Consider the following 22,898-nt stretch of genomic DNA (forward strand, 5'->3'; position numbering starts at 1 on the left):
ACTGTGGACAACGACGGCGGTGCCCGGGTTATTTCTGCGGGCTGCGGTGGGGTGGCCCACACGCTTGTGGCGGCGGACGGAATACCCCGCGCCAATGGCAACCGACCACAAGCGAACAGGAGGAGCCCGGCAGCGGGGCTCCTCCTGTTCTTTGGACTCGGATCAGGCGACGCAACTTCCCAGCGCGATTGATCCGTCAAGAGCCTTGATCTGGTTCTGGACTGAGCCGAGCTGGGCCTCAAGGCCGCTGACGACCACCCTCTGGGAAGCGACGGCCTCCTTGTTGGTCTTCTTCACAGCCTGAAGATCACGGAGAACGGCCTGCGCCGCCGTGACTTTGGCATCAAGCGCGGACAACTGCAGCTGCAGGGCTGCCAGCGACGCCTCGGCAGCCGTGATCTCCTCATTGAGGCTGCTCAACGCCGCCAGGAGGGGCGTCACCCGGCCCTGCAGGGTCAGGACTTCTGTTTCCTTGGCGGTGATCTGCGCATTTTTGGTGCTGAGCTGAGCTACCAGGTATTCAGAAAGTTGGTTCAGGGCGGAGATCTCACCGGTCTTTGCGGTGACAGCGCCGTTGGCCGCCGTTACGGCCCCTTCAAGGCCAGGAAGCTGGCCCTTCAGGGTGTCTAGGTCCGCTTGCTTGTCCACCACTGCCTTGTCAGCAGCGGCCTGTGCCTCCTGTGCCTGTGCCAGCGCGGCCCTAAGCGTTTCCAGTACCGTCTTCTGTTGGGCAATGGCCGCGTTCGCGGCAACCAACCCGTCGGTCAGGCCGGGCAACTCCTTCTCGAGACCGGCTACAACCTCTTCCTGGGCTGCCACGGCCTTGGCGGCTGTTGCAGCGGCATCCTCGCGGGCTGTCAACTCGACCTGCAGTGCGGTCAACTCGCCCTGTTTGGCCGAAACCGCGCCAGACGCTGCCTGGGCAGCTGACTGGAGCTCCGGCACCTGCGCTTTCAGGGCGGCGATCTCCGCTTCCTTGGACGTAACTGCGGCGTTCGCGGCGTCCAGGGTTGCCTGCAACGGCGCTGCCTGCTGCTGGAGAGCGCTGCTTTCCCCCTGCTTGGCCAGCAACTGGGAATTCAGGTTATTGACCTGCGTCTGAAGTGTCGTGAGATTGCCCTGCAGTGCCGAGATCACGCTGTTCTTATCCGCGATCTGGCCTGTCACGGTAGCCAGCTGGCCTTCTTTGGCCGTGCGCGCTTCCAGGAGCGCCTTCTTGCCGCCGCCATTTCCGTTGTTGTTGATCGCGTCGATCTGGGCGGTCAAAGCAGCGATGTCCGCTACAAGGCCGTTCTTCGTGGTGTTCAGCGCGGCCAACTGCGTCTGGGCCAAAGTCAGCTGGCTTTGCTTCGAAGCAATCTCCGTGTTCGCGGCTGCGATCTGGCCCTGGAGCGTGGCCACAGCTGCTTGGGCGGCGTCAATCTTTGCGCTGTTGGCCTGCACGGCCGCGTCAGCTGTTGCTGCAGCTGAACGCAGGCCCGGAAGTTTCCCCTGGGCCGCCTCGATAGCAGCGTTATTGTTGCTGACGGCCGTTGCTGCAGTAGTTGCGGCGGCCTCGAGAGTGGCCAGCTGCCCTTTCGCGGTGCTGATCTGTGCCTGCTTTGCCGTCACGGCAGCGTTCGCGTCGTCAGCAGTTTCCTGAAGGGCCCCCAGCGTCGCCCGCGCGTCGGCCACCTTGTCCTGCTGTGCTTGCAGGGCGTCCTGGGCGGCAGTCCCCGCGGCCTCCAGATCAGTCAACGCGTCTTCTGCGTTACTCACCTCCTGGACCGCTTTGCCGACGGCGGCAGCCGCGTCCTCCGCCTGCGTCGTAAGGGTTGCGAGCTGGGTTTGGGCAGCGTCGATTTCGGCCTTTTTGGCGGCGAGATCGTTGGCAGCTTTGTCGGCGGCCTGCTGTAGTGAAGCGAGATCGATCCGGGCGGCGGCAATGGCCGCATCATTGGCGGCAATCTGCCCCTTGAGGTCAGCGGCCTGCGCCTGGAGGTCCGCGGCTTCAGCCTTGGCAGCATCCAACTGCAGTTGAAGCGGCGACAGCTCGCTTTCGACGTCGGCTCTGTCCGCTTTCATTCCAGCCAGGGCCGCCTCGGCGCCGGCCACTGTCTGACGCAGGGACGTTTGCTCAGCTTCGAGGGCAGCCAACTCCGTCTCTGCTTTCGCCACGGCGGCATCCAGCGCCTGTTCCTCGGCAACCAGTTTTGCCAGTTCGTTGTCCACATCGGAAATCTGAACCTTCAGCGCCGCCTCCGTTGCCTGCAGCGTGGTCCTTTCGGCCTGCAGGGCGGCGATGGCGACGGCGTTCTTCTTCGCCGCTGCCTTGAGCAGGTTCTCTTGGACGAAACCCCGATGGGCCTGCTGGTTGACTACGCCGTTACAGATGCCTGAGACGGACACGGAGCCGGCGGTAGCCGGCATGGCAAACACAAGCGTGCTGGTCAGCAGACCGGGCAGGACCACGGCAGCGGCAAGTCGACGGGCGAGGACTGATCTGGGCGGGGCAGTCGGCATGAAAACTCCTAGTAAGACCTGTCGTGCGGCCGGTTCTGGACGCGACGTAGTCCCACCGTAGGGAGCGCACTCTCCGGGCACACGCGTAATCCCCACCCGTCTTTCCGGCCCGGGTACTCGTTTTCCCGGACCCCGCGCAGTGCGCTACTTGGTTTGCCCGGGCAGGGCCGCCAAAACACACGCTGAGTACTCCCCAAACCTCCAAAATATGACTGCCGCGGACGCCGGGTTAACCGCCGTTACGCCCTGTATCCCAGGGTTTCGGCAGCTTTGGTTAGCGGTCCGCGGCTGCCGGATAGTTGCAGCCAAGAACACCGTTCCGTTCAGCAAATTCAGCAATTCCCGAGGGGTAACCATGGCGAAATTCAAGGCAAGGCAGGCTGCCGGCGCAGCAGTCGCAATCACCACACTTCTGGCGCTGGCGGCCTGCTCGGACCCGGGCGCAACGGCGGCGTCAGCACCGTCGTCGGGCTCCACCGTGACCGCAGCAGGCAAGACGTTCAACCTGGCCCCGGAGCAGAACCGCGTCAAGGTGAGCGTGGACGCCGAGGCCGCGGCGCTGGTCCCGGACGCCATCAAGGCGGACGGCAAGCTCACTGTGGTGAGCACCGGCGGCACGGCGCCGCTGAGCCTCTTCGCTACCGATAACAAGACGCTCATCGGCAGCGAGGTGGACATCGCTTATGCGGTCGGCGAGACCCTTGGGCTGAAGGTCGAGGTGCTTCCCGTGGCCTGGGCCGACTGGCCGCTGGGCGTTGAATCCGGCAAGTACGAGGCTGTCCTGTCGAACGTGACTGTCACCGAGGCGCGCAAGGAGAAGTTCGACTTCGCCAGCTACCGCAACGACCTCCTGGGCTTCTACGCCAAGACCGATTCCACCATCGGCGAGATCAAGGAAGCCAAGGATGTTGCCGGCAAGCGCATCATCGTCGGCTCGGGCACCAACCAGGAAGCGATCCTGGTGCGCTGGGACGAAGAGAACAAGGCCAAGGGCCTGGCCCCGGTTGAGTTCCAGTATTACGACGACGACTCCGCCTCCACGCTGGCCCTCCAGTCCGGCCGGGCGGACCTGACGTTCGCCCCGAACGCCGGCTCGGCCTACAAGGCAGCGAAGGACGGTAAGACCAAGCAAGTGGGCACGCTCAACGGCGGCTGGCCGCTGACCGCCGAAATTGCCTTCACCACGCAGAAGGGCAACGGCCTGGCAGTGGCCGCCCAGGCAGCCCTCAACAAGCTGATCGAGAATGGCGCCTACGCCGAGATCCTGGACCGCTGGGGCCTGTCATCGGAGGCCATCAAAAAGTCCGAACTGAACCCGCCGGGCCTGCCCAAGAAGTAGGACCGCCGCCAATGCATCGATTGCTCCGCCTCTGCCCTTTTGCACCGCGAAAACGGCGGAGGGCCCGTGGGGAGGAGCAATCGATGCATTGTGGGTTAATGGTCCGGTGAGCCCCGAATTCTCCCTTCGTCCCAGCCAGACCGCCGACGCCGCGTGGATTGCCGAGCTCCGCGCAGTGGTGATGCGTCCGGACCTTGAGCGGCTGGCCCGCTGGGATCCTGTCCGCGTCCGCGAGCGCTTCCTCAACGGGTTCCAGCCGGAACACACCTTCGTCGTCGAAGTGGCGGGCCGGGACGCGGGCGTGATCGCTGTCCGCCCGGAGCCCGATGCGCAGTGGATCGAACACTTTTACCTGGCCCCGGAGCATCAGGGAAAGGGCCTCGGCGGCGCCGTGCTTCGGCAGGCCATGGACGGCTCCCGGGACCACCGGCCGTTCCGGCTCAACGTGCTGCAAGGCAGTGCGGCCCGGCGGCTGTACGAGCGCCACGGCTTTGAGGCGGAATCGGAAGACGCTGTGGACGTCTTTATGGCGGCGAAAAGTTAGGCAAACGGCAAAGACCCTCTGCCACGGAACGGACAAGTGTGCAGTGGTTGACGATGTCGTCCGCCCGTTACGGAAAATGCACTCCTGGCGGGTTTGGCAATAGTCTGGCCAGATGGGGACAAAGACCGTGAACTCCGGCGAACAGGTTGACAGGCAGTCGCGCATTCTCGAGGCGGCGCTCGATCTGCTGTCTCGCCACGGCATCTCAGGCGTGAGCATGCGTGCCGTGGCGCGCGAAGCCGGCGTCGCACTGGGCCTGGTGAACTACTACTACGACGACAAAACGAGCCTCATCCGCGCAGCCCTGCACCGGGTGGACGAACAGGACCTCCAACTGGTGGCCCAGGACCCGTCGCTGACGCCGGACGAACAGCTCCGCAAGGCCCTGCGCCGGGTGGCCGGCGCCGAGCTGCTGACCACCCGCTACCTGTCCCTGCGCCTGCACCTGTGGGCCCTCGCCCAGGCCGACGAAGGCTACGCCGAGATCAACGCTGCAGCCTTCGACCGGTACCTCGACGGCGTTGCCGCACTCGTATCCAACGCCAAACCCGAACTCTCCTGGGAGGAATGCCGGGAGCGGGCAGCGGACATCGTCGTCATACAGAACGGCATGTGGCTGACGTCGCTTCTGGGCGTGGACGACGCCTCCATCCGGCGCAGCATCGCCCGCACGGAGGAGATCGCCTTCGCCCCAAGCCGCAGGAGTACCAGCGGGGACGCAGCGCTCAAGGAACGCTAACCACACGCCGCCGCGCCAGCGCAGCATCGCGCGTCACACTTGAACGAGTGTTCAAAAAAGTATTGAACACTCGTTCAACTTCCATTACTGTCCTCCGTATGACTTACGCCACAACGTCCCATGACGCGACAGCATCCACCCTCTTCATCAACGGCTCCTGGGAGCCGGCCGCCTCCGGCGCGGTGCGCCACATCCACAACCCTGCCGACGGCGAGCTGGCAGCCACAGTGTCCGAGGCCGGCCGGGAAGATGCCGAGCGGGCCATCGCTGCAGCCCGGGCGGCCTTCGACTCCGGCGTCTGGGCTTCGGTGCCGGCCCCCGAGCGCGGCACTTTCCTGCTCAACGTCGCCGCCGAACTGCGCCAGCGCCGGGAAAAGTTCGCCCGCGCTGAATCCCTCGACACCGGGAAGCGGATAGCCGAAAGCCGCATCGACATGGACGACATCGCCGCCTGCTTCGAATATTTCGGCCGGCTAGCCGGGCAGCAGGCGGGCCGCATGGTCGACGCCGGGGACCCCGCCGTCGTCAGCAAGATCGTCTACGAACCCGTGGGCGTGTGCGGCCTGATCACCCCGTGGAACTACCCCCTGCTGCAGGCCGCCTGGAAGATCGCACCTGCGCTGGCCGCCGGCTGCACCTTCGTCCTTAAGCCCTCCGAACTCACCCCGTCCACGGCCATCCTGGCCATGCAGCTGCTGCAGGACCTCGGCCTGCCGGACGGCGTCGCCAACCTTGTGACCGGAGCCGGCGCGGAGGCGGGGGCTCCGCTGTCCGAACACCCCGACGTCGACCTCGTCTCCTTCACCGGCGGACTGGAAACAGGCAAGCGGATCGCCGCGGCCGCAGCCGGCACCGTGAAAAAGGTGGCGCTGGAACTCGGCGGCAAGAACCCCAACGTGGTGTTTGCCGACGCGGACTTCGACGCCGCCGTCGACAATGCCCTGAACGGGGCCTTCGTGCACTCCGGGCAGGTCTGCTCCGCCGGGGCGCGGCTGGTGGTGGAGGAATCAATCGCCGAACGCTTCGTCGACGAGCTGGTACGCCGCGCGCAGGACATCCGGCTCGGCGGCCCGTTCGACGAGGCCGCCGAAACCGGACCGCTGATTTCCGCTGCCCACCGGGAGAAGGTCAACGCCTACGTCCAACGCGGCATCGCGGAGGGCGCGCGGCTGCGGTGCGGCGGTGCGGCGCCTGCCGGGGAAAACTTCGACGCCGGTTTCTACTACCAGCCGACCGTCCTGGACCGCGTCCAGAGGGGCATGTCCGTGGTGGTGGACGAAGCTTTCGGCCCGGTGGTGACCGTCGAGACCTTCCGCACCGAGGACGAGGCCATCGCGACCGCCAACGACACCGTCTACGGGCTGGCCGGCGCCGTCTGGACCCAGGACGCGGGCAAGGCGCAGCGCGTGGCATCCCGGCTGCGGCACGGCACCGTCTGGATCAACGACTACCACCCCTACCTGCCCCAGGCCGAGTGGGGCGGCTTCGGCCAGTCCGGCGTCGGCCGCGAACTCGGGCCGACAGGCCTGGCGGAATACCAGGAAGCCAAGCACATCTACCAGAACACCAGCCCCCAGGTGACCGGCTGGTTCGCTGACCACGGCAAGGAGAACTAGATGCACGTCGACAACATCGAGGACCTCAGCGAGCGCGGATTCGACTACATCGTCGTCGGCGGCGGATCCGCCGGGGCGGCAGTGGCCGCGCGGCTGAGCGAGGATCCGGACGTGTCCGTTGCGCTGGTGGAGGCCGGCCCGGATGACCGCGGCCTGCCCGAGATCCTGCAGCTGGACCGCTGGATGGAGCTGCTGGAATCCGGCTATGACTGGGACTACCCGGTGGAACCGCAGGAGAACGGCAACTCATTTATGCGCCACGCCCGCGCCAAGGTGATGGGCGGCTGCTCCAGCCACAACTCCTGCATCGCGTTCTGGGCCCCGCGCGAAGACCTCGACGAGTGGGAATCCAAATACGGCGCCACCGGCTGGACCGCTGAAACCGCCTGGCCCCTCTACCAGCGGCTGGAAACCAACGAGGATGCCGGGCCGGACGCACCGCACCACGGAGACTCAGGCCCCGTGCACCTGATGAACGTGCCCCCGGTGGATCCGGCCGGCGTCGCGCTCCTGGACGCCTGCGAGCAGACCGGCATCCCCCGGGCAAAGTTCAACACCGGAACCACGGTGGTCAACGGCGCCAACTTCTTCCAGATCAACCGGCGCGCGGACGGCACCCGGTCCTCCAGCTCGGTGTCCTACATCCACCCCATCATGGAACGCGACAACTTCGCCCTGCTGACCGGCCTCCGCGCCCGCCAGCTGGTGTTCGACGCGGACAAGCGCTGCACAGGCGTGGACGTGGTGGACTCGGCGTTCGGCCGGACCCACCGGCTCACCGCCCGCCGCGAGGTCATCCTGTCCACCGGCGCCATCGACTCGCCCAAGCTGCTCATGCTCTCCGGCATCGGCCCGGCAGCGCACCTCGCCCAGCACGGCATCGAGGTCCTGGTGGACTCCCCCGGCGTGGGCGAGCACCTGCAGGACCATCCCGAAGGCGTGGTCCAGTTCGAGGCCAGGCAGCCAATGGTCCAGACCTCGACGCAATGGTGGGAAATCGGCATCTTCACGCCCACGGAGGAGGGACTGGACCGCCCGGACCTGATGATGCATTACGGCTCCGTCCCGTTCGACATGAACACCCTGCGGCACGGCTACCCCACCACGGAGAACGGCTTCAGCCTCACCCCGAACGTCACGCACGCCCGCTCCCGCGGCACCGTGCGGCTGCGCAGCCGCGACTTCCGCGACAAGCCGATGGTGGACCCGCGCTACTTCACGGATCCGGACGGGCACGACATGCGCGTCATGGTGGCGGGCATCCGCAAAGCCCGCGAGATCGCCGCCCAGCCGGCCATGGCCGAATGGACCGGCCGGGAACTTTCGCCCGGCGTCGAGGCCCAGACGGACGAGGAGCTGCGGGACTACATCCGCAAGACGCACAACACCGTGTACCACCCTGTCGGTACGGTCCGGATGGGCGCGGCCGACGACGGGATGTCACCTTTGGATCCCGAGCTGCGGGTCAAGGGCGTCACCGGACTCCGGGTCGCCGACGCCTCAGTCATGCCTGAACACGTCACCGTCAACCCCAACATCACCGTCATGATGATCGGCGAACGCTGCGCCGACCTGATCCGTGCGGACCACGCCGGCGCAGACGCCTTGGAAGTGAAGGAGCTCACCACATCCCTCGCCTGAGCGGCAGGTCTTAAGGGGGCCGCATTCCCCAACAGCGACGGCCCCCACACACGTAATTCGCCGCACCCCAGGGCGGCCGGTCATCACTATCGTGCTTTTTTGATTGAGGAGTCCAACTGATGGAACCCAGCAAGAGTATTGATTCAAGCGGCATGGACGAATTCGGCTATACCCAGACCCTGGACCGGAGCATCGGCAAGTTTGCCAGCTTCGCCGCAGGCGTCAGCTACATCTCCATCCTCACCGGCGTTTTTCAACTGTTCTATTTTGGTTTTTCCATGGCCGGCCCGGCATATGCCTGGTCCTGGCCCATTGTCTTCGTCGGCCAGCTGATGGTGGCGCTGTGTTTTGCCGAGCTGGCCGGCCGCTACCCCGTTGCGGGATCGGTTTACAACTGGGCCAAGCGGCTGGCGTCCGGAACCTCCGCATGGCTGGCAGGCTGGCTGCTGCTGCTGTCCTCCATCGTGGCGCTGGGGTCCGTGGCACTGGCGCTGCAGCTCACCCTGCCGCAGCTCTGGTCCGGCTTCCAGTTCGTCGGTGACGGCACCGGCCCGTACGACTTCGCCATGAACGGCGTAGTGCTGGCCACCATCATGATCACCATCTCCACCCTCATCAACGCTTTCGGGGTGAAGCTCATGACCAGGATCAACAGCGTCGGCGTTTTTGTGGAGCTCATCGCGGCCGTCCTGCTGATCCTCGCACTGGGCTGGCATGTGGTGCGCGGGCCTGAAGTCTTCTTCGACACCGCGGGTTACGGGGAAGGCCATGACCTGGGCTTCTTCGGCGTCTTCCTGATCGGCGCCATGGCTTCCGGCTATGTCATGTACGGCTTTGACACGGCCAGCTCCCTCGGGGAAGAAACCAAGGACCCCAAACGCACGGCCCCCAAGGCCATCCTGCGGGCCGTCACGGCCTCGTTCCTGCTCGGCGGCCTGATCCTGCTGTTTGGCATCCTGGCAGCACCGGACCTGGCGGATCCCAAGGTGGGATCTGCCGACGGCGGCCTGCAGTACATCGTGCTTTCCGTCCTGGGCGGACCTTTCGGCAAGGCTTTCCTTGCGTGCATCGTGGTGGCCGTGGTGGTCTGCACGCTGTCCGTCCATGCGGCCGCCATCCGGATGATGTTCGCCATGGCACGGGACAACAACCTGCCGTTCAGCCGGCAACTGAGCAAAGTCGATCCGGTCCGCAGAACCCCTACTGTTGCGGCCATCGTCATCGGCGTCCTGGCCATCATGCCACTGCTGATCAACGTCATGCAGCCGGCGATTTTCACGATTATGTCCAGCATCAGCATCGTGCTGATTTACCTGTCCTACCTCCTGGTCACCGCACCCATGCTCCGCAACCGGCTCTCCCGGAAGTGGCCGCTCGCCGCAGACGGCTCCGAGCCCGGCTTTTCCATGGGCAAGTGGGGGCTTCCGGTGAACATCCTCGCGGTCCTCTGGGGCGGCGCCATGACGCTGAACCTGGTGTGGCCGCGCCCGGAGATCTACAACTCGGTGCCGCCGTTCGAGTGGTACCTGCAGTGGGGCGGCGTGCTGTTCGTCGCCGCCGTCACTGTAGGCGGAGCCCTGCTGTACCGACTGAAGATACGCCATCAAACGGGCGTGCTGGCCGAGCACGCCGCGGCTGTCGCAGCACATCCGTCGGCGGGCAAAGACCTGCAGTTAGCGTCGGCTGAAACCGGCGTGGAGGACGCCAAAGTACCCTAGGGCCGCGCCGCTCCCCGTCAGATGCAGGCTGGCAGTTCCCAGTAAGGGCCGACGGCGGCACTCATCTTGCCGCCGTCGGCCCTTCCGTCGGTTTTTTCGACTACTTGACGAAACGTGGGTTATCGGCCTTCAAAAATTGGCTGGGGGAGAGGCCGAAAGGGGCAGTTGTCCGTTCGCATTCCGGATGTCAGTTTTCGCATTCAACGTGTCAGCCCACGGATTTTGCGAGATACTCACTCAACTTGTCAGCACGATTTGCGGGAGCCAAGAGACATTGGCAGCCTCGCGGGCAACGGCCAGAAGCAATGGTGATAGCTGTTGGAGGCCTCTGCCTTAGACCCCTCGTTGATGCCGGCCCATACGGAACTGACAACTTCAGTGAGTCAGAATTCGATGGAATTGTCTCACCCAACCTGTCAGTTTCCAGGTCAGCACTGACAGACTGGATGAGAACGGACAGCCGTCCCTTACCTCCCGATAAGGGAGCTGCTGCCCGGCGGCGGGGGCGGCCAGCGGGTCTCCGTCGACGCTGTAGATGGTGTCGAAGCTGTCGGTAATCCTGGGGATGTCCTCAAGCGTGATGTTAATGTCCCTTCCCCGGCACCGGGGTTGGCCGCCACGGGCAGTTTGGACCGGTCGCGGCGACGGGTTGTCTTTAAGACGATCCAGACAAACGCGAGCCGCTCATACAGTGCCTTCTTCAGGGCAGCTCTGCTGGTCGGCTCGCCAACAGGGTTGTCAGTTTCGCCAAATGGGCTGGCAAGCCACACTACCGTCCGCAGAGAACCAGACGTTTCGGCGGGTTGCGGTTTTCTCGCGACGGGCTGCGACCGTGCCTGTTACCTTCGTCGACAGCGCGTCGAACGGCAGGCTAGCCCAAAGCTGAAAAGTCTCTCGCTCGAACAAAGGAAACGTGAAAAAATCTAGGTGTGAAAATGGGACCTGAACGCATGGCCCAGCATCTTCAAGAATGGCTGCAGGCGCTGGCCCATATCGGTTCGGCAGTCAACCGCGGCGTTTCACTAGGCGAACTGTTGGACCTAATCGCCAAGACCGCCTGCAAACTGATGTCCTACGACTTCTGCGCGATCACTATCCCGGACGCGGCGTCCCAAGTCTTGCTGATCGAAGGCTCATATGGCCTCGCGGCCGACTACATTCGAGAAATCAACGAACGGCACCCGCTCCGACTCCACGGCGTACACACCCCTACGTCGTCGAGTCAGGCATTCGCGATGGGCGTTCCCATACAAATCGAACACATCGGAAGCAATCCGGCGGCGCTCGAATGGAGATCCGCGGCAAGAGACCAAGGTTACAGCTCCATGATCTCCGTGCCTTTGAACTCCGCCGATGAAACACTCGGCACCCTCAACTGCTATACCCGCCCGACCCATCACTTCACTAAAGAAGAAGAGGCGCGCCTTTTGATGTTGGCAGACCAGGCGGCCGTCGCCATCACCACCAGTCGGTTCCGCTCCGAACAAACAACGAGAATTACGGTCCTCAACCAGCTGAATGAGTCACTTGAGGAGCAGCACGAACTGCTAAGGCAAGCCGACGCGATCCACGAGCGGTTGACGGCTCTCACGCTGGAAGGGGGCGGAGTCAGCGCCCTCGGCGGAGCCCTGGCAGAGATTCTGGATCGTCCCGTCGCCGTGTGCGAGACCAACGGGACCATCCTCTACAACACCGATCGTAACGGCGTTTCGCTCCCAACCGCACTCGTCGCCAACGCGACTGGCTTCCCGCCCGCTGATGTCATTTCCTCAGGCACGGCCGGATTGCTGGCCGAGGTGCACGTTCCGGATACAACAGGGACGCGGACGGTTGTTCGCGTTCCGGTGACGATCAAAGAGAAGGTCATCGCGTGGATCTGGACGAGCGGGAAGATCTCCGAGCTCCGACCGCTGGATCGCCAGGCGATGGAACGGGCCGCGGCGCCCCTGGCTCTGGAACTCCTCCGGATCCGGACAGCGACCCAGGCGGGGTGGCGGGACACCGGCGAGATTCTCTCCGCCCTCCTGTCAGGCAAAGGGCACGCCTCGACAGCACTCTTAGCCGAAGCCGCACGCCTCGGCCACGATCTGTCCCTTCCCCACGCAGTCATCGCAGCCCGATTCGAGTCCCCTAACGAGGGAGCCCTGCCGTACTGGCTTGCCGCCACGTTCACACGCCTGGCACGACAACTTTCACCACGGCCGCTGCTCGGATCTCACCAGGGGAATGTCGTTGCTCTCTGGCCACTGGGACCAACGATGCGAATCGACGAAGTGCGAGGCATCGGGGACGAAGTCAGGCGGATCCCTTCAGAACGCGCCCAACGCACGGATCGCACACACGCTGCCATCACGGGACCGGTCACAAGCATCGCTGACTACCCGTCGGCCTTTGCAACGGCCCGCGGCGCCATAGATCTCGCGGGCCTGCGCGAGAGCCCCCCAGGGACCTTGGTGTTGAGCGATCTAGGATTGGCCGGGCTTCTGCTCCAGCTCCCGGACGTATCCGCCCTGAGCCACTACGTCGACGACGTGCTTGGCCCGTTACGTGCCAACGGCTTAGCCCAAGATCCGACGCTCCTGCCGACCCTGTCAGCTTTCATTCACAATAATCTCGATGTGAGTAAGACGGCAGAGCAGCTGCATATCCAGGAAGACCTCGTCGTCGAAGCCCGCCGACGGATCGAGGATCTGCTCGCACTAAACCTCTCACGCGTTTCCGACCTCACGCGCATCTCAACGGCCCTCGAAGTCGACGACGTCGTCGAAGCCAAACAGAGGCAGAGCAATACCGACCTCTGAGCTCAAAACCAGCGCCTCGACAGGACCTCACTAGACTGTTGGCACAGAATGTCAAGGCCGGGTAGTCACATCACCTGAAGCCGTTCCCTCTGCCAGGGATTGGGCCAGTTCCCACAGCGCACAGTCGACTACGAATTCTCCCTGGGCTTGTCGTTTGGTGCCAGGTAGGCGAGTGCCTGGCTGGGGCCGAATGGCGTTCTTCAATCTGTCGAGTTTTCGAGCAAATTGATCGGCGGCCATCGCTGTTGGATCACGGAGCAGGCAGAAGACTCCTAACCCATGAGGTGGACCTGATGTGGCTTGCAGGCTCTCAGTGTCGAGTGACATCGCCGCAGCCATCCAGGAAGCCTTCGAGATACTCGGTTCAAGCGGTGTGACGACTGGCAGTATGCCCCCGGCCCGCTCCAAAAAGCAGGTACAGGCGAGGAAGCGCGCTGATACTGCCCTGCATTGCTGCTTTCTTCCGAAGTCAGACAAAACAAGGCCAAAATGTCGGTGGCGACTGTTAACTTGCATCCATCAGCAACGTCTGGGGGTGATTAACATGGCCGAACGCAATTCCTACCACGTAGTTCCGGGTGAAGACGGATGGAAGGCTCAACGCGAAGGATCGTCCCATGCTTCGTCTGTCCACGACACCCAGTCTGCGGCTATCGACGCTGCTCGTGGGTATCTCGCCCGTTCCGGGGGTGGTGAGTTGAACATCCACGGTAAGGACAACAAGATCCGAGCGAAGGACACTATTGCTCCTGGCAATGATCCACGGAATACGCCTGGATAGAGACCTGAGACCCCCGCTCACAATCAGCGGGGGCCTCGAGTTTATAGCCGGCTCGGTGCTTCTAAGTCCCGTCGAGCCGAATGGTCTTCAGGTACTTTCAACGATTCAGCTCTACGAAATATCCAATCTCGGCGTGTGTGCCCTACAGGATGCGAGAACCCATCAGTGTTGGCATCTCGTCCTTTCCTTCACGGCCAAGGACGGACTCCGACTTCTGTTGCCTGTCTTTCCTGCGCTCGGATCGTTTTTGTGTAGCTCGGACGCAGCCTTCCCTTAAGGAGACCACGTCCACATACAGAACAGGCGACTGGGTACGGTTGATGGACTTGGCCGCCTCACCGATCTTGGACTGGGGACGCGGGGGTCGGAACTGAGGATCCCGGCAGATCCAGGATTGGTGGCCTGTCGAATTCAATTGGAGTTTGAAGCACGTCCTTGGGGATGTCCTTTGGCACCACACGTGGCCTGCCGCTGGCTGCGATATGGAAAGCCTCGGATAAGGTCCTGGGAATTTCAATCGCGTCGGTGACACGGATTCCGCGCTTCGCTGCAGAGATGGTCATGTCGATGATGTCCGCTTCCTGAACGGCACCCTTGTCGGTTCAGGGAACTGCTGACCTGGCCTGTGATGGCAACGGATCAGAACGGAATCCATGTGGGCATCTGTAATAGTGATCAGGTTGACCTTAGCTTGTTCAGATAGATTCTTTGAGAGAGCTGGAATCGTCGACGGTTGAAATGTCGTGCTGTTCCGAGTGAGTGTGGGTCTTGACCAAGGCGACACAGATAACGCTGACTGCAATCGCGGCCAGAGCATAGATAGTGATCCCGGTTGAGGAGCCGGTAGTATTCAGTATCCAGGCCGCGACGAATGGAGCTATTCCACCTCCCACAATTCCGGAAAGCTGAAAGCTGAACGACATCCCCGAGTACCTTGTTTCCGGAGGGAATATTGTCGACAGGAAACCGGCGTACGGTGCCCAGAATGCTTTTCCAGCAATACCGCATGTGAAAACCGCGGCAGCAGTTGCAATCGCAGGTTGGCCAAGGTTCAGAAGCGGGAAGTACGCCGCGACTCCAATTGCAAGACCAACCAGTCCGATCAGCGTCATTTTGCGCAGACCGATCCGATCCGCGATCCATCCGAAGACCGGCACCATAACCACGCCGAGGGCCGCTGAAATCATAGTGGAAACGAGGATTGCCGACTTGTCCATCAACCCCTGCTGAGTCACATAGGTGATAGCGAAGACAGTCACCATGTAGAAAGCAACGTCATTTCCAATTCGGCATCCCACCGAGAGTGAAAAATTCAGCGGTTGATCTCGAAGCAGGGTAATCAGCGGCATACGGACTGGGGCTCCGACCGTCGCCATGCGTTTCGTAAATTCGGGAGTTTCTGTCACCCTCGCTCGTGCCCATAGACCAACGATGATAATCGCCATTCCAAGTACGAACGGCACGCGCCAACCCCAGGACATCAGCGCGTCATCGTCCAAGGTCACTGCGACCAAGACGAATGCGCCGTTGGCAAGCAGTACTCCTAGTGGATCGCCAAGTTGCGGAAGGCTGCCGAGCAGCCCACGGTTCTTGGTTCCTGTTGCCTGTTCGACAGCCATCAGGACGGAACCGCCCCACTCACCGCCCAAGGAAAGACCCTGCAATATCCGGCATACGACCAACAGAATCGGCGCCCAGATGCCGATCGATTCGTATGAAGGAATGAGCCCGATCCCACCAGTTGCAATCCCCATACCGGCCAGGGTGAAAATCAGGATACGGCGGCGGCCAATGCGGTCACCGAAATGGCCTGCAATGATCGCGCCGATAGGGCGGGCTACGAACCCGACTGCGAATGTGGCAAAAGAGCTGAGCAGCCCAACTGCCGTTGAGCTTTCGGGGAAAAATACGTGCGGAAACACAAGTGCCGCAGCGAGTCCGAACAGGATGAAGTCGTAGAACTCCAGCGTGCTGCCGAACAGGCTTGCCAGCAGTGACCGGCGAACTCTGCGCCTTGATTCTGTAGTCATGGTTGCCTTCTTGGAAGTCGATTGGATCTTAGGTTCCGCATATCGGTGCATGGATACTGAAAACGGAACGTGACTAACTTCACTCCTCTTTATGACGTATGTCAAGTCTTTTTAAATATGACGTATCCGCCGGCGCTGGATCTCCCGGTCGGCGACCAACGGGCGGGGGAATGTGGCTGTTCGGCATCGACTTTGAGGTGGCTTGGGAGTTGCAGCTGGGCCCAACGGATTAGAGAGCTTAACTTCCACCGCAGCGGCCGCTATACGGAACGCTGGTGCGATATGCGGAAACTGGGCTAAACTACTGAGACACGGGAGACCGCGCCATGGGTCGGGGTGTGCGAGGTCCCCTGAAACCGCCTACCAGAAGGAGCCCCATGGTCAAGAACAACCACGTCCGCGTTTACAAGTCCGAGGAGAACCTGCCCCGTGAGGAGCAGTTGGCGCACAAGATCGCCGTGGTCGCCGCAGACCCCGTGGAGGTCACCGCCGAAGTGACGGACATGGTGATCAACAGGATCATCGACAACGCCTCCGTGGCCATTGCTTCGTTGAACCGGGCCCCGATCGTCGCGGCCCGTGCCCAGGCCCTGACGCACGCGCCGTCGGCGAACGGCAAGGGCGCTGCCGTGTTCGGCATCGCGGAGCGGGTCTCCCCGGAGTGGGCTGCCTGGGCCAACGGCGTAGCGGTGCGTGAACTGGATTACCACGACACGTTCCTGGCCGCTGATTACTCCCACCCCGGCGATAACATCCCGCCGATCCTCGCCGTCGCCCAGCATGTGGGTGCGAACGGCAAGGACCTGGTCCGGGCCATTGCCACCGGGTACGAGATCCAGGTGAACCTGGTCAAGGCGATCTGCCTGCACAAGCACAAGATCGACCACGTGGCCCACCTCGGCCCGTCCGCCGCGGCAGGCATCGGAACCCTCCTGGGCCTGGACGTGGAAACGATCTTCCAGTCCGTGGGCCAGGCCCTGCACACCACCACCGCCACCCGCCAGTCCCGCAAGGGCGAAATCTCCACCTGGAAAGCCCACGCCCCGGCGTTCGCGGGCAAGATGGCCGTCGAAGCCGCGGACCGGGCCATGCGCGGACAAACCTCCCCGGTGCCGATCTACGAAGGCGAAGACGGCGTGATCGCCTGGATGTTCGACGGCCCCGACGCCTCCTACGAAGTCCCGCTGCCGCTGCCCGGGGAAGCCAAGCGCGCCATCCTGGACACGTACACCAAGGAACACTCCGCCGAATACCAGGCCCAGGCCTGGATCGACCTCGCCAGAAAACTCCACAACGAATACCCAGAACTAAAAAACCCCGACAACGTCGCGTCTGTTCTTATCCGCACGAGTCACCACACGCACGTCGTCATCGGCTCCGGTGCCAATGATCCGCAGAAGTACTCCCCCACCGCATCGCGGGAAACCCTGGACCACTCCATCGCGTACATCTTCACCGTCGCCCTACAGGACGGCGCCTGGCACCACGTGGACTCCTACGCCCCCGAACGCGCAGCCCGGCCGGACTCCGTGGAACTCTGGCACAAAGTCACCACGGTCGAGGATCCGGAATGGACCCGCCGCTACCACTCCCTGGACATCGCAGAGAAAGCCTTCGGCGGCACCGTTGTCATTACACTCACGGATGGCACCGTGGTGACGGATGAGATCGCCGTCGCCGACGCGCACCCGCTCGGTGCCCGGCCGTTCGCCCGCGAGCAATACATCAACAAATTCCGCACTCTCGCCGCCGGTTCGGTGGAGGACGCCGAGATCGAACGGTTCCTCACCGCCGTCGAACGCGTCACCGAACTCGGCCCCGGGGAACTGGACCAGCTGAACATCACCGCCGCGCCCGGCGTGATCGACCTCAACAACGCTCCCAAGGGACTGTTCTAAATGCTGTACTCAACAACCACCCCCGAATGGAAACGCCGTCACCTCCGGGAACTGCTGAATTCGGGGACCGTGCAGCAGTTCCCGGGTGCGTTCACCCCGCTCTCGGCACGGTTGATCGAGGAAAAGGGCTTCGCGGGGGTGTACATCTCCGGCGCGGTCCTGGCCAACGACCTCGGCCTGCCCGACATCGGACTCACCACCCTGACCGAAGTCACCACCCGCGCCGGGCAAATCGCCCGCATGACGAACCTTCCGTGTCTGGTGGATGCGGACACCGGCTTCGGTGAACCCATGAACGTGGCCCGCACCATCCAGGAACTCGAAAACGCCGGCCTGGCCGGCTGCCACATCGAGGACCAGTTCAACCCCAAACGCTGCGGCCACCTGGACGGCAAAAACGTCGTGGACATCGACACCGCCACCAAACGCATCCGCGCCGCAGCCGACGCACGCCGGGACCCCAACTTCCTCATCATGGCCCGCACCGACATCCGCGCCGTTGAAGGAATCCAAGCAGCACAGGACCGGGCCCGCGCTTTGGTCGATGCAGGAGCCGACGCTATCTTCCCCGAAGCCATGCGCGATCTGGACGAGTTCCAGGCCATCCGCGACGCCGTGGACGTGCCCATCCTGGCCAACATGACCGAGTTCGGCAAAAGCGACCTCTTCACCACCAAGGAGTTGCAGGAGGTGGGCGTGAACATGGTCATCTACCCCGTCACCCTCCTGCGCACTGCCATGGGCGCAGCAGAACGGGTACTTGATGTCTTGCTTGCAGAAGGCACTCAGCAGGCGCACGTAGGAACAATGCTCACCCGTGCACGCCTCTATGAACTCGTGGACTACGAAGCCTACAACCACTTCGACTCAGGGGTTTTCAACTTCCACGTCCCGGCATTGTTCGCCCCATCAAAGGAATCTGAATGAGCACCATGACCAACCCTGCCTCTCTGACCAATGTACGGAAAGGACTGGCGGGCGTAGTTGCAGACTCTACCGCCGTATCAAAAGTCAATACCGATACAAACTCTTTGCTCTACCGCGGTTATCCCGTGCAGGAACTGGCTGCGAGGTGCAGTTTTGAGGAAGTCGCCTATCTTCTGTGGAACAGCGAACTTCCCCACGCAGCGCAACTAGAGGAGTTAAAGGAGCAGGAGCGGCGAAGCAGGCCACTGAACGCACAGGTTAAGGACACGATAGACGCGCTTCCAATCACGGCGCACCCCATGGACGTCTGTCGGACAGCTGTCTCGGTCCTGGGTTTGCTCCACGAACTGGCCGAGAACTCCTCGCCCGAGGCAAACCTTACGAAGGCCATCGACCTGTGGGCAGCCATGCCGGCAGTTGTTGCCTACGACCAGCGCCGCCGCCGCGGCCAGGACCTGATCGAACCCCGCGATGACCTGGACTACTCGGCAAATTTCCTCTGGATGACCTTCGGCGAGGAACCCGTGGACGAGGTCGTTGAGGCGTTCAATGTCTCGATGATCCTCTACGCCGAGCACTCCTTCAACGCATCCACCTTCACCGCCCGCGTGGTCACCTCCACGCTCTCGGACCTGCACTCCGCCGTCACCGCTGCGATCGGAGCCCTGAAGGGTCCGCTGCACGGCGGCGCCAACGAAGCCGTCATGCACACCTTCGACGAAATCGGCGTCCGCAGCGAAGAATCCATGGAGGAAGCGGCAGTCCGGGCGCGGGCGTGGATGGAAAACGCCCTGGAACAAAGGAAAAAGGTCATGGGCTTCGGACACCGCGTCTACAAGCACGGCGACTCCCGCGTGCCCACCATGAAGGCCGCCCTGGACAAGATGATCGCCCACTACGGGCGGCCCGAACTCCTGGGCCTCTACAACGGACTCGAACAAGCCATGGACCAGGCGAAGGCCATCAAACCCAACCTCGACTACCCCACCGGACCCACGTACCACCTCATGGGCTTCGACACCCCAACGTTCACGCCCATCTTCGTGGCCAGTCGCATCACCGGGTGGACCGCCCACATCGCCGAACAATTCGCAGAAAATTCCCTCATCCGTCCCCTGAGCGCATATAACGGCTTTGATGAACGGACCCTGGCATAATGACCCGCGCCATCACAGGGGTCAGGGCACAGGGAGGGCAGCAGGCCTGGCTTCCGCCCGTTAAGGTGTTGCCCCAAGCTTCGGACAATGCAAAGAACCTCGCCGCGCCGGGAACGAGCACCTCAGTTCCGTCGCCAGCATCATTTCCAATTGTTGATTGCCCTCCCGATTGTGTCTTCTGTTCCGGTCCTGAAACCGACTAAGGGGGTGCCTCTGGGTTGGTCACTGGATCTCAGCGTTGGGGGCCGCCACCACGCTGTGTCGGCTGGCCACGAAGATGGGCGTAGACGGTGTTGTTGCGCGTCAAGGCCTGGTTCATGGACAGGCACGGCGTTTTCCGACCGGTTTTGACCTTGTGCACCGAGTTGCTGCCGTGCCACGCCCGTTGGCAACCCCTCGCAGGCTTAAGTAAGCAGGACAAGTCCCGTGGCCAGAGGCTTGTCCTGCTTCCGGAGACGGAGTCACCGGAGATTGACGCCCGTTCAGTTGCAGGGCTTTGGGCGTCCCTAATTCCGGATCAGATGGTCAATGCTTCACTCAGGATCAGGCCCCAGCCAAGACCAGTGCCCGGTTCCAGGCAACGCTGTCGACGGTGACATCGTCCGACTTCTTCTTCTTTCCCGTGCCAGGTAAGCGTGTGCCGGGTTGCGACTGTATTGAGCCCTTGAGGAGGTCGATTTTGCGTGCAAAGTGTTCACCGGCAATGGCGGTGGGGTCGAGTACCAGACAAAAGACTCCCAGCCCGTGGGGAGGTCCGTCCGCGGCTTGGAGGCTGGTCGTGTGCAGGGACATGGCTGAGTTTGTGAAAAAGGACGCCAGGACCTCGGCCATGAGCCCGAAGCTGAATCCCCTATAGCCGCCGAAGGGCAGGAGTGCGCCACGCAGAGCTTCTGCGGCATCAGTTGTTGGGACACCCTCGGAAGTGACAGCCCAACCTTCACTGATGGGTTCAGACGTCAGGGCAGCTGTCCGGATGTGTCGTAGATTTACCGCAACTCCTGACAGCCATGGACCGGTCAATCGAGTCCACCGAGGCTGAATTCCGCCGCAGGATTCAACTGCTACCGGATGCGACCGGGTCGGACTCGGATTTCGTTGAAGACGACGGCGTCGGGAACGGCCCCCTCGAAGTGAAAGTGTCCGTCCAAGTAGCCGGTGACGAACTCGTCGTGGACTTTACGGGCAGTTCACCGCAGGCCGAGGGCCCTATCAACTCCGTCCTCAGTGCAACCATCGCAGCGGTACTGTACGTGGTGCGCTCCGTATTCGGTCCCGACCTTCCTGCCAACGACGGCTTGAAGGGAGCTGTCCGGATCATCGCACCCCAGGGCAGTATCGTGAATCCTGAATCGCCGGCCGCCTGTGGCGGACGTATGCAGACATGCTACCGCATCGTCGATGCCCTGCTCCGGGCGTGTGCCCCGTTGGCCCCGGAACGCTTCACCGCAGGCAGCTGCGGAAACATGACCATGAGCCTGCAGTTCGACAGCCTCACCGATCACGCCCCCATCTTCTTCGAAGTAATGCCAGGAGCACTGGGTGCGCGCGCCAAAGACGACGGAATTGACGGAACCGACGTCCACATCTCCAACTGCATGAACGCACCCATCGAAGCCCTCGAAGCAGAATTTCCCATCGAGTTCACCTGCTTCGAGTTCCGGCCCGATTCCTGCGGAACGGGGCAATACCAGGGAGGGCTGGGCCTGAGGCGCGGCTTCCGGCTCCGCGGCATCGGCGGACAACTGATGATCCGCGGAGACCAGGTCCGTTCCGGTCCACGCGGCTTCAAGGGAGGCCAGGACGCCCAACCCAGCCGATTCATCGTCAACCCCCAGACACTTCAAGAGCAGGTCCTGCCGTCAAAGACACTGGTGTCACTCAAACCCGGCGACGAGTTCTTGCGCGAGACTGCCGGTGGAGGCGGTGTCGGGGAATCGGCTGCCCGGTTGGCTGGACTCGTGGCCAGGGACATCTCCGAAGAACGGATCAGCAAAGAATTCGGTGACCGCCACTACATGCCACAAGCCCACATCACACCGGCGTAGGAACCCGAAGCGATGCAGCGTTCCCGCTTGAGGAGAGGAACCCCACCGACGATCCTTGCGCCACAGCACGGCACAGGTCATGCATGAGCAAAGCCAGGGAGCATCCCACCCGTTGCGGCTGGGATGCTCCGCCTCCCGTCAACAACACCACAGAACACAGCCATCTTGCACAGACCAGGCGCAGGCGTCCCGGAAACCGTGGCGTGCCGTATCATCGGAATACGCAAGCCGGTCTGCGGGTCCGGCTTCTGGATTATCTGCGTGTTCCAATCGGTGGGGACTCCGCAGAAGACCCGACCAGCGGACCGCGGGAACGTTATACGGATGAAAGGGGTCCCTCGTGGAGAATGAGACCAAGCCTTCTGAAGGGGCGCGGAAGGACTCTCTGCAGTCTGTGGAGCGGGCGATCAGTGTGTTGGATTGTTTTGGGCCTGATACGCCGAGTTTGGGTGCGACGGAGATGGCACGGCGGTTGGGGTTGGGTAAGACGGTGGTGTTCCGGATTGCCCAGACGTTGGCCGCTGCGGGGTTCCTGGAGCGGGAGCCGGATGGGAAGTACCGGATCGGGTTGCATGCCTTTGAGGTGGGCAGTCTGTATCCGTTGCATCGGGCGTTGGAGGAAGCGGCGAAGGGGCCGATGCGGTCCCTGGCGGCCCGGACCTCCCACACCGTGTATTTGGGTGTGCTTCACGGCCGCTACATCACATACATCTCCATCGTTGAGGCGCCCGGTCCGATCCAGATCCGTGCCACGCCCGGGACCCGGACGTACGCCCATGCCACGGCGATGGGCACCATCCTGCTGGCGCACCTGCCGCCCGAGGAAGCACGCGAATTGCTCTCCCGGGAACCGCTCGAACGGGTGTCCCCGAACACGGTCACCGATGTCGAGGTGATCATGGGCCGTCTGGAACGGGCACGCGAGACCGGGTACGCGCTCAACAGGGGGGAACACTACGAGGCCGTGGGTTCCATCGCCGCCCCGGTGCTGGGCCCGCTGGGCAGGCCGGTAGCCGCGGTGAGCAACGGCTTCGCGATCGGCCTGGTCAGCGCCACCGAACTGCAGGAAATGACCCATGACGTGATCGACTGCGCCGCCGAAATCAGCGGCGCGTTCATCCGCCAAGACCGTCCCCTGAAGGAAGCCCTCTAACGAGTGG

At 62.9% G+C, this 22,898-nt stretch carries 16 protein-coding genes; 13 read left to right on the forward strand and 3 right to left on the reverse strand.

Translation table 11 applies throughout. From position 1 onward, the window contains the following. Window positions 1-162: 162 nt before the first annotated feature. On the reverse strand, window positions 163-2,502 hold the full coding sequence (locus tag J2X42_RS21880; protein WP_310168085.1) for a chromosome segregation ATPase: 2,340 nt from the start codon (window positions 2,500-2,502) through the stop codon (window positions 163-165). A gap of 355 nt (window positions 2,503-2,857) precedes the next feature. On the opposite strand from J2X42_RS21880, the gene J2X42_RS21885 reads away from it, so the two are divergent. The 8 genes from J2X42_RS21885 to J2X42_RS23430 all read left to right on the forward strand — a co-directional run bounded on the left by J2X42_RS21885 (window position 2,858) and on the right by J2X42_RS23430 (window position 13,681). Then, the gene (locus J2X42_RS21885; RefSeq protein WP_310168086.1) at window positions 2,858-3,841 is read left to right on the forward strand and encodes an ABC transporter substrate-binding protein; all 984 of its coding nucleotides are present in this window, start codon (window positions 2,858-2,860) and stop codon (window positions 3,839-3,841) included. Window positions 3,842-3,947: 106 nt separating this feature from the next. Further along, a complete protein-coding gene (locus J2X42_RS21890; protein ID WP_310168087.1) occupies window positions 3,948-4,385 on the forward strand; it encodes a GNAT family N-acetyltransferase in 438 nt (145 codons plus the stop codon). Window positions 4,386-4,497: 112 nt separating this feature from the next. Beyond that, a complete protein-coding gene (locus J2X42_RS21895) occupies window positions 4,498-5,124 on the forward strand; it encodes a TetR/AcrR family transcriptional regulator (RefSeq protein WP_310168088.1) in 627 nt (208 codons plus the stop codon). A 98-nt stretch (window positions 5,125-5,222) separates the two neighbouring features. Next, the gene (locus J2X42_RS21900) at window positions 5,223-6,740 is read left to right on the forward strand and encodes an aldehyde dehydrogenase family protein (protein ID WP_310168089.1); all 1,518 of its coding nucleotides are present in this window, start codon (window positions 5,223-5,225) and stop codon (window positions 6,738-6,740) included. Continuing rightward, window positions 6,741-8,381 (forward strand): GMC family oxidoreductase N-terminal domain-containing protein, encoded by a 1,641-nt coding sequence (locus tag J2X42_RS21905; protein ID WP_310168090.1) that lies wholly within the window; start codon window positions 6,741-6,743, stop codon window positions 8,379-8,381. Window positions 8,382-8,500: 119 nt separating this feature from the next. Continuing rightward, window positions 8,501-10,099 carry an APC family permease gene (locus tag J2X42_RS21910; protein WP_310168091.1) on the forward strand — a complete coding sequence of 533 codons (1,599 nt, stop codon included), beginning with the start codon at window positions 8,501-8,503 and terminating at the stop codon, window positions 10,097-10,099. 935 nt (window positions 10,100-11,034) lie between these two features. Further along, window positions 11,035-12,900, forward strand: a complete 1,866-nt coding sequence (locus tag J2X42_RS21915; protein WP_310168092.1) for a GAF domain-containing protein — start codon at window positions 11,035-11,037, stop codon at window positions 12,898-12,900. A 544-nt stretch (window positions 12,901-13,444) separates the two neighbouring features. After that, window positions 13,445-13,681 carry a DUF2188 domain-containing protein gene (locus J2X42_RS23430; RefSeq protein ID WP_396134128.1) on the forward strand — a complete coding sequence of 79 codons (237 nt, stop codon included), beginning with the start codon at window positions 13,445-13,447 and terminating at the stop codon, window positions 13,679-13,681. A 695-nt stretch (window positions 13,682-14,376) separates the two neighbouring features. Here J2X42_RS23430 and J2X42_RS21920 read toward each other — a convergent pair. Continuing rightward, on the reverse strand, window positions 14,377-15,711 hold the full coding sequence (locus tag J2X42_RS21920; protein ID WP_310168093.1) for an MFS transporter: 1,335 nt from the start codon (window positions 15,709-15,711) through the stop codon (window positions 14,377-14,379). Window positions 15,712-16,088: 377 nt separating this feature from the next. Here J2X42_RS21920 and J2X42_RS21925 point away from each other — a divergent pair, with 377 nt between their 5' ends. The 3 genes from J2X42_RS21925 to J2X42_RS21935 are packed head-to-tail and all read left to right on the forward strand — an operon-like array spanning window position 16,089 to window position 19,693. After that, the gene (locus tag J2X42_RS21925) at window positions 16,089-17,609 is read left to right on the forward strand and encodes an MmgE/PrpD family protein (RefSeq protein ID WP_310168094.1); all 1,521 of its coding nucleotides are present in this window, start codon (window positions 16,089-16,091) and stop codon (window positions 17,607-17,609) included. Continuing rightward, window positions 17,610-18,536: a methylisocitrate lyase gene (gene prpB / locus J2X42_RS21930; RefSeq protein ID WP_310168095.1), complete on the forward strand. Its 927-nt coding sequence runs from the start codon at window positions 17,610-17,612 to the stop codon at window positions 18,534-18,536. It begins immediately after the preceding gene. A gap of 5 nt (window positions 18,537-18,541) precedes the next feature. Next, window positions 18,542-19,693 (forward strand): bifunctional 2-methylcitrate synthase/citrate synthase, encoded by a 1,152-nt coding sequence (locus J2X42_RS21935; protein ID WP_310168122.1) that lies wholly within the window; start codon window positions 18,542-18,544, stop codon window positions 19,691-19,693. Between the two features lie 543 nt (window positions 19,694-20,236). Here J2X42_RS21935 and J2X42_RS21940 read toward each other — a convergent pair. After that, window positions 20,237-20,713 carry an Ldh family oxidoreductase gene (locus J2X42_RS21940; RefSeq protein WP_310168097.1) on the reverse strand — a complete coding sequence of 159 codons (477 nt, stop codon included), beginning with the start codon at window positions 20,711-20,713 and terminating at the stop codon, window positions 20,237-20,239. On the opposite strand from J2X42_RS21940, the gene J2X42_RS21945 reads away from it, so the two are divergent. Then, window positions 20,692-21,738, forward strand: coding sequence for a hydantoinase B/oxoprolinase family protein (locus J2X42_RS21945; protein ID WP_310168124.1), 1,047 nt, complete (start codon window positions 20,692-20,694; stop codon window positions 21,736-21,738). The two genes, J2X42_RS21940 and J2X42_RS21945, sit on opposite strands and share 22 nt — an antisense overlap. 394 nt (window positions 21,739-22,132) lie before the next feature. Next, entirely contained in the window at window positions 22,133-22,891 is a 759-nt protein-coding gene (locus tag J2X42_RS21950) for an IclR family transcriptional regulator (protein WP_310168126.1), read from the forward strand. The last annotated feature ends 7 nt before the right edge of the window (window positions 22,892-22,898 follow it).

This window comes from Arthrobacter sp. BE255 (assembly GCF_031457335.1).
Lineage (GTDB): Bacteria > Actinomycetota > Actinomycetes > Actinomycetales > Micrococcaceae > Arthrobacter.